Origin of the sequence: Cesiribacter sp. SM1, assembly GCF_020178975.1 — a bacterium.
GTDB lineage: Bacteria > Bacteroidota > Bacteroidia > Cytophagales > Cyclobacteriaceae > Cesiribacter.
The window spans coordinates 70,037-80,175 of the sequence record NZ_JAHXBU010000007.1; the positions used below are offsets into that span (position 1 = coordinate 70,037).

Genomic DNA, 10,139 nt, shown 5'->3' on the forward strand with positions numbered 1-10,139 from the left:
TGAGACTTCCCCTTTATGAGTCCTGACGCGCTCGTTACGCTTGTTATCATTTTATCTGCTGTTGTGCTTTTTGCAACAGAGCTGCTTTCTATAGACCTGGTTGCCCTGCTGATTGTGGTAGCGCTTATTTTTACAGGTGTTATTACGCCAGAGCAGGGCGTAGAAGGCTTTAGCAATAAGGCCACCCTTACCGTTGCTTTTATGTTTGTGCTAAGTGCTGCACTGCTTAAAACAGGAGCCTTGCAGGTGCTGGCTTTCCGGCTTTCCGGTATATTCCGCAGCAGTTTTCGCACTGGCATTATTCTGATGATGCTGATGGTGGCTGTTATTTCTGCTTTTGTGAATAACACCCCTGTTGTGGCTGTTTTTATTCCTGTTGTAATACAGATTGCCTATGCCTCGGGCTTTCACCCCTCCAAAATGCTTATCCCGCTTTCATTTGCTTCTATTTTTGGTGGCATGTGTACGCTTATAGGTACCTCCACCAATATTTTAGTGAGTGGTATTGCTGAAAAAGAAGGGCTACCGCCCATCTCAATGTTTGATTTGACCCCTCTGGGGCTGATCCTGCTATCTGCAGGTGTAATCTACATGATCCTGATAGGGATTAAATTGCTGCCTAACCGTCAGCAGCAGCGCGACCTTAAGGAAAAGTTTGATGTGCGCAATTACCTGACAGAGATTGAACTGCTGCCGGAAGCAGCCTCGGTGGGTAATAAGATCATGAATTCGGAACTGGTGCAGGAGCTGGATATGGATATTATCGAAATCAGGCGCAATGGCAGCATTTTTACCCTGCCGCCCGGCGACTTTATGCTGCAGCAGCACGATATCCTGAAGGTTCGTTGCAACATCGAAAAAATAAAAGCACTCAAGGACCGTGCAAAGATCTTGGTGGAAGCTGGTGTTCGCATAGGCGATGATGATCTGCAGGGTAAAAACTCCACCCTTACCGAGCTGGTAATTACGGCCAACTCAGAGCTGGATGGCAAAACCCTCCGGGGCATTGACTTCCGCAGAAGGTTCAGGGCCATCCCGCTGGCCATACGGCACCGCGAGGAAGTATTGCATGAGCAGCTCTACGATATGCCCCTAAAGGCAGGAGACGTAATACTGGCAGAGGTTAAAAGCCACTATGTTAAAGAGCTGAAGCGGATGGAAAACGACCAGGATTTTCCTTTCGTTTTGCTTTCAGAAGAGACCCTGGTTGATTTCGACAGCAGGCAGTTTTTTTATGTGGTAGGCGTTATCCTTACCATTGTAGCCCTGGCAACGGCAAACATTGTTCCGATTATGGAGGGTACGCTGGCCGGTGTGGTGCTGCTGGCCATTACCAGAACCATTAGCATGAAGGAGGTGTACGAGGCCATTAACTGGAAGGTGGTTTTTCTGCTGGCAGGCTCGCTTACCCTGGGTACGGCCATGCAGAACAGCGGACTGGATATTTACATAGCAAATGGGTTGGTAAGTGTGCTTGGCGCCTGGGGTCCGGCTTTTGTGGTGTCAGGCCTGTACCTAACTACTTCGCTGCTCACAGAAATTATGTCTAACAACGCCACAGCGGCACTTCTCGCGCCTATAGCCATTGCAATTGCCCATAGCATGGGGCTAAGTCCCATGCCTTTTCTGATGGCTGTTACCTTTGCAGCATCTGCTTCTTTCATGACGCCAATCGGCTACCAGACCAACGCCATGGTGTACAGTGCGGGGCAGTACAAGTTTAAGGATTTCCTGAAGGTGGGCACCGCCATAAACCTCTTGTTCTGGCTTATTGCCACTTTCCTGATTCCGCAGATTTACAGCTTTTAGTGTTTCGGCTGCAGGCTTTCATCTTCATTTAGTTGTACCGGAGGGGCTGCTTAACAGCTGGCCTGGTTGCGTATAAATCTGTTCCTGTGCAGGACTTCAGCGCTGCTTGCTGCCGTGCATTCGTTTGAAATGATCAAGATCATTAATTACTATCATTTATTTTCTTAATTTAGTACCTGCGACAGTACCAGATATCAGGGGTAGTCATGCGGTTCAAGAGCTTTATATTATTCTTTGTTTTTTTGTTCCTGGTTGGTGCCGGGGCAACAGCCGGGCTGCCTGAACAGCTCAGGTTCTCTTTGCTGGATGTAAGCAAAGGCCTCTCCAACAACCAGGTAAACTGTTTTCTGCGAGACAGCCGGGGCTACCTCTGGATTGGTACTGCCGATGGTCTTAACCGCTATGATGGTACCAGGGTAAAAGTATACCAGCACAATCCCAGGGACAGCAGCTCCATCAGGAGCAATACCATCAATAAGCTGTTTGAAGACCCTGCGGGTAAACTGTGGGTTGTTACCGCCGATGGAATTAGTATCTACGATCCCGTACAGGAAAAATTTCACAGAAACACAGCTGCCTTCACCCGCCCTTTTGGCCTGGAGGGTAAGGATGTAGAAAACATCATAAAAGATAAAACCGGCAACTACTGGTTTATTCTTACAGGGCAGGGTGTTTGCCGTTACACGCCCGGCTCCGGAAAAAAAATCAGCTTAAAGCATACTGCCAACAACGCCAGTACCATCAGCTCCAATTTTGTTCAGTCTGTAGCACAAAACGCCGATGGCGATTACTGGCTCATTCACCGAAATGGTATTTTTGAGAAGCTCGATGGTAGTAGCTTTGAGGTAGAGCAACAGAAAAGCACCATCAGTGAACGTTTTAAGGGGCAGTTGCTTAATTACGAACTATTTGCAGATAGTGATGATGATTTATGGATTTACCTGCCCTACGAAACCAAAGGCCTTTTTTTGTACCAGCCCAGGCAGGATGTTTTAACCCATTATCATCGCGACAGCAAGGAATTGCCGCTCAACAACAACATGGTTCGCGGTGTAACCGAGGCGCAGACAGGCCAAATATGGATTGGTACCGACCATGGCGGTATTAACATCATCGATAAAAAAAATCAAACTGTTTCTTATGTTCTTTCCGGCCAGGATATTGAAAACGGGCTGGCGCATAATAGTGTTAATGCCCTTTATAAAGACAGTGATGGAATCATCTGGCTGGGTACCTACAAAAAGGGACTTAACTACTACCACGAAAACATCATCAGGTTTCAGCATTACAAGCAGCAGACTTCGGTGCCGGGCAGCCTCCCCTTCGATGATATTAACCGCTTTGCCGAAGATAAGAATGGTAACCTGTGGATTGGCACCAACGGAGGCGGGCTGCTCTATTACAACAGGGCTTTAAATACCTACACCCGCTACAGGCATAATCCTGCAGACCCGGAAAGCATTAGCAGTGATGTTATTGTAAGCCTCTTGCTTGATAAGAACGGTACGCTCTGGGTAGGCACCTACACCGGCGGGTTGAATCGTTTCGATGGTAAGGGATTCAAGCACTACAAGCACGATCCGACCAATCCCTACAGCCTGCCCTGTGTGGCTGATAATGTGTGGGAGCTTTTTCAGGATTCCAGGGGCACCATCTGGGTAGGCACTATGAAGGGAGGTCTGGCTACCTTTGATCCTCAGAAGGAGACTTTTCATCCTTTTCCTATCGGCACCGGTAAAAAAGATATGCTCTCTGCCTATATATCGGCCATTGCTGAAGATGCAAAAGGCAATATCTGGATTGGCGGCAACCTGGGTGTAGAAGTAATAGATGCTAAAACGGGTGAGGTAGAACATTATCAGAATAATGCTGCTACACCAGTGCACTTAGGCAGCAATAACATCTACACCATTCACATCGACAGGGAAAACAGGGTGTGGGTAGGCACGCAGGAAGGACTGAACCTTTTTGATGAGGAGCATAAAAACTTTGTGCTCTTCACCAAAGAAAATGGTCTGCCCCACAATACGGTGCTGACCATCCTGGAGGATGATCTGCAAAACCTGTGGCTAAGTACTCCCAACGGAATTTCAAATGCCCTGATCAACAGGAATGCAAGTCCGCAGCAACCACAATTTATTGCCTTTAAGAACTTTAGCACCAGCTATGGTTTGCAGGATAACGTTTTTAACGAAAATGCTGCCCTTAGGACCAGCAGTGATGAGATGATTTTTGGCGGGCCAAACGGTTTTAATCTCTTTCATCCAGGCGCAGTAAGGGCAGGGGATAAGGTGCCAAAGCTCCTGTTTTCTGATTTTCAGCTATTCAATAAAACTGTTGGCATTGGTGATAAGGTAAACGGCAGGGTGTTGCTGGAAGAATCTTTATCTGATACCCGCAGCCTTACCCTCAAGCACGATGAGAATGTTTTCTCCATCGAATTCACTGCGCTAAACTTTCTGCATCCGGAGAAGAACAGGTTCAGGTATATGCTGGAGGGCTTCGACAGGGGCTGGCAACCGGCAGACATGCTGAACCGTCGTGCTACCTATACCAACCTGGATCCGGGAGATTACACTTTTAGAGTACAGGCATCCAACAACGACGGCAGCTGGAGCGATAGGGAACTGGCACTTAATATTGCTGTGCTGGCGCCCTTCTGGCGTACCAATACAGCCTATGTGTTTTACCTGGCTATTGGCTTTCTGGCCCTGTACATTAGCCGCCGCATGGAGTTGCAAAAGGCAAGAATGAAGTTTAAGCTGGAACAAACACAGCAGGAGGCCCGGCAGCTGCACGAGCTGGACCTGATGAAAATCCGCTTTTTTACCAACGTTAGCCACGAGTTTCGTACGCCGCTTTCCTTAATTCTGGCACCCCTGGAGCGGCTTATTCAGCTCAATAAAGAGCCCGAGCAGCAAAAACAGTATTTAATGATCCAGCGTAACGCCAAACGCCTGCTGAACCTGGTAAACCAGCTGCTCGATTTCCGAAAGCTGGAGGTAGAAGGCGTGAACCTGGTTCTTTCAGAAGGCAACATCATTAAGTTTATTGAAGAGTCGGTACATTCCTTTTCCGACCTTACCGAGAAAAAGAATGTCAGCCTCTGCTATCACTCTGAGGTTAAAGCCTTACAGGCCTCTTTTGATATGGATAAGCTGGAGAAAATTCTCTTTAACCTGCTTTCCAATGCCTTTAAGTTTACCCCTGAAGGAGGTGAGATAAGTGTGGCTGTAGATTGCCTGGATAATGATTCCCAGTCGGAAGGCCTTAAAATTCTGCACATAAAGGTAAAAGACACTGGCATAGGCATACCAAAAGAAAAACAGGACAAGATCTTTGAACGCTTTTTCAGGAATGATGTACCCAGGAGTTTTATTAACCAGGGAAGTGGTATAGGCCTTGCCATTACCCGGGAGTTTGTAAAAATTCATGGGGGTACCATTAGTGTTGAAAGTGAAGAGGGAATTGGCAGCCGCTTTACAGTATGCCTGCCAGTAAAAGAAATATGCGGCAGTACGGCAAACAGCAGCGATGTCGTTGAATCTTCTCTGCTGGTACAGCCTGTTGAAGAGAGGCTCCCTGTTAAAGACCATGGTCCTAAAACCTCTGGCATAAAGCCACACATATTACTGGTAGAGGATAATACAGACTTTCGTTTTTATCTGAAGGACAACCTTAGCCAGTATTTTACCATTACAGAGGCTGCCAACGGGAAAGAGGGATGGCAGAAAGCCTTATCAATTATGCCTGACCTGATTGTAAGTGACCTGATGATGCCCGAGCTGAATGGTATTGAGCTTTGCCGCAAGATCAGGGAAGATGGTCGTACCTCGCACATTCCATTTGTGCTCTTAACGGCACATTCTGCCGAAGAGCAGAAGCTCAAGGGGTTGGGCATAGGGGCAAGCGACTATGTGACCAAGCCCTTCAACTTCGAAATTTTACTTTCGCGTCTGAAAAACCTCATTACACAGCGTCAGCAGATGCAGCAGGCTTTCGAGAAAAAGATCAGCGTTGAAACCAGCGAGGCTGAGATTGTATCTGTAGATGACAAACTTATTCAGAACGCCATCAGGGTAGTGGAGGAGCACCTGGAAAATCCGGAATTTACTGTAGAAATGTTAAGCCGTGAGCTGGGGGTAAGCCGTGTGTACCTCTACAAGAAAATGGTGCTGCTAACGGGTAGCTCACCAGTAGAATTTATCAGGAAGATAAGACTGGAGCGGGCGGCGCAGTTCCTGGAAAAGAGCCAGCTAACGGTGGCGGAGGTAGCTTATAAAGTAGGCTTTAACAATGCTAAATATTTTACAAAATATTTCAAGCAGGAGTACAAGGTGCTACCTTCTATGTATGCAGGCCGTAAGAAGTAGTATTTATTCAAAGCAAAGCTACTACAGTAGTGGAGAGAATGGCTTCATGTATTTCTGCCAGTTTATGATAAGTACCTTACCCTGCTGCTGCAGTACCTGGTATCCCCATTCGTAACAAAAGTAGTAGACTTCACCCTTGTCGGTTTTAAACTGGTGGGTGTAAAACCTGAAATCGAAGCCCATCTGTTTCAGAACCTCTGGGCGCAGGTTGGTATAACCTTCAGGGTTTAGTTTTTTGAGTATACTCCGGTTTTTCCTGAGGATGCTGTTTAGCTGCAGTACTTTTTTCTCCTCTTCGCTTTTTTGGGTGTTGTGATAGGCTGCCCGGCACTGATCGCTGCAGAATTTTTTACCCCTTCGGCCCTTCATGGCTTGTCCGCACTCCTGGCAGACTACTGGTTTTTCCATAAGCGTTTTTTTAAACGTATAATTTCGTTTTAATCCGGAGTTAAATGTTTATTAAAACAGCTTACTGGTGCATGTTGTTTATCTTTGGTGAAAGAAGTATAACATGTTGCCTGTCATATTTTTATCTCCTTTGCTGCATGGCGGCAAAACCTTTGTGAGGTTAGGTTTTCAGCAGGATAAAGAACTGTTCAGCTACCTATGCCAGCAGCAGGATATTCTTAAGTTCAGCAAGACCTACAAGTGCCTTGTAACGCATTATAAAAAAGAGCCACTCCTGAAGCTAAAGGAGATTATCAGAGGTAAAGCAAAGCTAGATACCTCTGCATTGATGCGCTATGCCCTGCAGGCTGGTGTAAAAGGGGCCAAAAAGGAAATGCCTGAAGGGGCGAGCCTACCACTGGTACAACTGATACCGGGAGAACTGGATGGAAGGTATATATTACTGATTCGCTTTCGTTTTCATCAGCATTTGGTAAGCCTGATGAAGGAACAGCCCTACACTTACTACTATACAAAAGGAAAGTGTTGGTATGTACAGCAGGAGGAAACCCCGCTGCTGGAGGTTGTGCGTCTGCTGCAGCCATATGCTCGTTTAAGGCTGGATCCGAGGTTATACCCAATTGATTTTCACACCCAAAAACAGCTGATTACGGGTGGTAGCAGGGACTGGGGCAGCATAGATGCTGATCCATTTCTTGATGCCCTGTATGGCAAGGGCTATAGCAGCAGTACACTCTATACCTATTATAGTTTGATGGGCAGGTTTATCAGGCAGTTTAACATAAAAGAGGAGCAGACACTAAGAGAGCTGCAGGCACATACAATCAACCTGTATCACAGTCGATGGATGGCACAGGGTAACGTAAAGGCGGCATCGGTTAATCAATCGGTTAGTGCCATTAAATTCTACATGTTGTATGTGCAGGGGAAATCATTGGAAGGGGTGGATTTGGTGAGGGTAAAGCGGGATAAGCAATTGCCAAAAGTAATGAGCCAGGAAGAATTACGGGCAGTTTTATCAGCCTCAGGTAACCTGAAGCACCGGTGTATGCTTTCGCTCCTGTATTCAGGCGGCTTGCGGGCGGGAGAGCTCATCAATCTGAAATTAACAGATATTGATTGGGAAAGAAAGCAGATCCGCATCAGGTATGCAAAAGGGAAAAAAGACAGGATGACGATATTGTCTAATGTGCTGTGCCAGTTTCTTAAGGCGTATCTAGAGGCATACCAGCCACAGCAGTGGGTTTTTGAAGGGCAGTGGGGTGATCAGTATACCGATTCCAGCTTAAGGAGTGTATTCAAGCATGCCCTGCAAAAAGCAAGGATTGATAAGCCCTTCACCCTGCATTCACTGCGGCACAGTTTTGCTACCCATTTATTAGAGGGAGGTACTGACTTACGTTATATCCAGAGTTTGCTGGGTCATAACAGCAGCAAAACTACAGAAATCTATACACATGTTAGTCAGCAAGCCGTTCAGAACATCCAGAGCCCCCTGGATCGCTTGGATATAAACAGCAATTATCCTATGTTGTCAAATCAAAAACCTGAATATTTAAAAGAACCAGAGTACCTGTATCCCACAAGGACTAAAATAAACATAAACGCGATAATGACTAAATACATAGTTGATACCGCAATTAGCAAGTAGTTGGGGCATAAGCATTAAATTCTTTGGCGGTTTAGCTTGTAGTGGGAAAGGAAAGGCAGCAGCGTAGAAGATACCTCGGTACTACTGCCAGGTAGCCAGGGTTCCTGTAATAACAATAAAGGCCGGCTTCACCTGCGGAGCATTTGAGATACAATAAACCTGCTTGGCATTAACAGAGGGGATAGGGACAGTAGACTGATAGCTATAAAAAACTGGAGGAATGTACCCACAACCAAACATTCGGATGAAGAACCTCACTACTTGATGAAAGAGTGATGAGCTTTAACTGCCAAATGAATTAACCTATGCCCAACCATAAAATAAAGCAAGCGCCCCCAGCTCTTCTTGGAAAGGGGCTGGCATATTGTTACTTTCACTCTTACTCAACCGCAGCGGCGGCTCCTGCTTTATTTATCGTCCGTTGTGTGCAATGCCAAAAGAAGGCCTTAATGGAAATTCAAGAGACTGATGATATTGATATATTGCTCACCTTGCATCCACATGGATGGAGTAGTTGCTGTATTTATGTGAGAGACTTTAAGTATGAAATTATAATCTCACATGTCTTTAGTGACCCATATTTTGACTTCATTAGAGCCTTAAGCAGTATCATAAATAATCAGGACCATACTGACCTTGTATGGTATGGTGAGCCAGGAGGAGAAAAAATAGAAATTAGTAGATTGAAAGATAAAAAGGATAAGGTAGCTATAACAATCAGTAGTTTTCAGGAATCGTTTGGAGAAGAAGTAAAGGAATATAAAAAGGCTGCTGTTTTTCAGATGCAGGTCAGACAATTAATTCTGATTTCATATTATCAATTGAAAAAGATATTTCAGTTATTAAAGGATTCTGAATACTCTAAAAATAGACATCAGGACTTCCCTTTTCAAGAATACCTGAAGTTCGAAAAATTAGCCCAAGAATATCTGAAAATATTATAAACACTGCACACAACAACAGAATAAAGCAAATGCCCCCAGTGCTTTCAGCCATTGATAATGAAGGAAGTAATTTTTGCGCACATTCAGCAAAATTCAGTGAAGGGCATCTGCTTTATTCAATGGACGTTATGCTTAAGCGTAAAAATTCGAAAGCTCAATTTGACTCAGGTACTTATTAATAAATCCATGGACCTAAATGAAGCATTTGACGAAATTTACAACTATACCCATATGTGGAATTGGGGGCCGGATTGGGAGGTACTTAGAAGAGTATATCTAGCTTTTCCAAACTCCTATTCTGTATTGACACCTTTTGCATATTCGTATTTGGAAGAGTTGATTAGATCGACAACAAGCGAATATGGTAGAGAACTATTTAATACAGATGGAACCTTAAAAAACTATCGAAAGGTTGGGACTAAATTGATTGATCTAGCGATTGAGGAAAATAAAGTTAGCAAACCTGAATATGTGAAGATTTTAACTGAAATAAAGATCTATTTCTCGCAATCTCAGCCCACCGATATTGGCGACAATCGAAATAGCGTTGCTCATGGATTTATGCACCCTAGATATTGGGATCAGGAATCTTTTGAAAAGTTAATTTTCGATATTGCAAAAATCTCAAAATATGCTGGGTTCTAAGCACCCAAATATTCTTTGACGACATAAAGCATTGAAAATAGATTGAGAAAGAAATAAAAAAAGCCTAAGCATAACAACAGAATAAAGCAAATGCCCCAACAGCTTTCAGCCATTGACAATGCAGGAAGCAATTTTTGCGTACTTTCAGCAAAAGCCGGTGAGGGGCATCTGCTTTATTCAATGGACGTTGGGGCATAAGCTCAATTCTTTGGCGGTCGAGTTTGTATTGGGAAAGCAACAGCAGCAGCATTGAAGAGTCCTCGGCTGTACAGCAAGTAGCAAAGGCTTCATGGGAGCATAATAGGGTAG

General features: G+C 45.0%; 7 protein-coding genes. 5 read left to right on the top strand and 2 right to left on the bottom strand.

The window, feature by feature from the left end; translation table 11 throughout:
• The first annotated feature begins 15 nt into the window (after positions 1-15).
• Together KWJ01_RS02010 and KWJ01_RS02015 are read left to right on the top strand one after the other, a co-directional pair.
• Positions 16-1,809: an SLC13 family permease gene (locus KWJ01_RS02010; protein ID WP_224994600.1), complete on the top strand. Its 1,794-nt coding sequence runs from the start codon at positions 16-18 to the stop codon at positions 1,807-1,809.
• 206 nt (positions 1,810-2,015) lie between these two features.
• Positions 2,016-6,182, top strand: coding sequence for a two-component regulator propeller domain-containing protein (locus KWJ01_RS02015; RefSeq protein ID WP_224994601.1), 4,167 nt, complete (start codon positions 2,016-2,018; stop codon positions 6,180-6,182).
• 21 nt (positions 6,183-6,203) lie between these two features.
• On the opposite strand, the gene KWJ01_RS02020 is transcribed toward KWJ01_RS02015, so the two are convergent.
• Positions 6,204-6,590 (bottom strand): hypothetical protein, encoded by a 387-nt coding sequence (locus KWJ01_RS02020; RefSeq protein WP_224994602.1) that lies wholly within the window; start codon positions 6,588-6,590, stop codon positions 6,204-6,206.
• A gap of 103 nt (positions 6,591-6,693) precedes the next feature.
• Between KWJ01_RS02020 and KWJ01_RS28120 the strand changes: the two genes are divergently transcribed.
• The 3 genes from KWJ01_RS28120 to KWJ01_RS02040 all read left to right on the top strand — a co-directional run bounded on the left by KWJ01_RS28120 (position 6,694) and on the right by KWJ01_RS02040 (position 9,830).
• Entirely contained in the window at positions 6,694-8,241 is a 1,548-nt protein-coding gene (locus KWJ01_RS28120) for a tyrosine-type recombinase/integrase (protein ID WP_304502756.1), read from the top strand.
• Between the two features lie 305 nt (positions 8,242-8,546).
• A complete protein-coding gene (locus tag KWJ01_RS02035; RefSeq protein ID WP_224994603.1) occupies positions 8,547-9,185 on the top strand; it encodes a hypothetical protein in 639 nt (212 codons plus the stop codon).
• 57 nt (positions 9,186-9,242) lie between these two features.
• Positions 9,243-9,830 carry a hypothetical protein gene (locus KWJ01_RS02040; protein ID WP_224994604.1) on the top strand — a complete coding sequence of 196 codons (588 nt, stop codon included), beginning with the start codon at positions 9,243-9,245 and terminating at the stop codon, positions 9,828-9,830.
• Between the two features lie 64 nt (positions 9,831-9,894).
• Here the strand turns inward: KWJ01_RS02040 and KWJ01_RS02045 are convergent.
• Positions 9,895-10,139, bottom strand: a 245-nt coding sequence (locus tag KWJ01_RS02045; RefSeq protein WP_224994605.1) for a hypothetical protein, incomplete at its 5' end; no start/stop codon positions are given.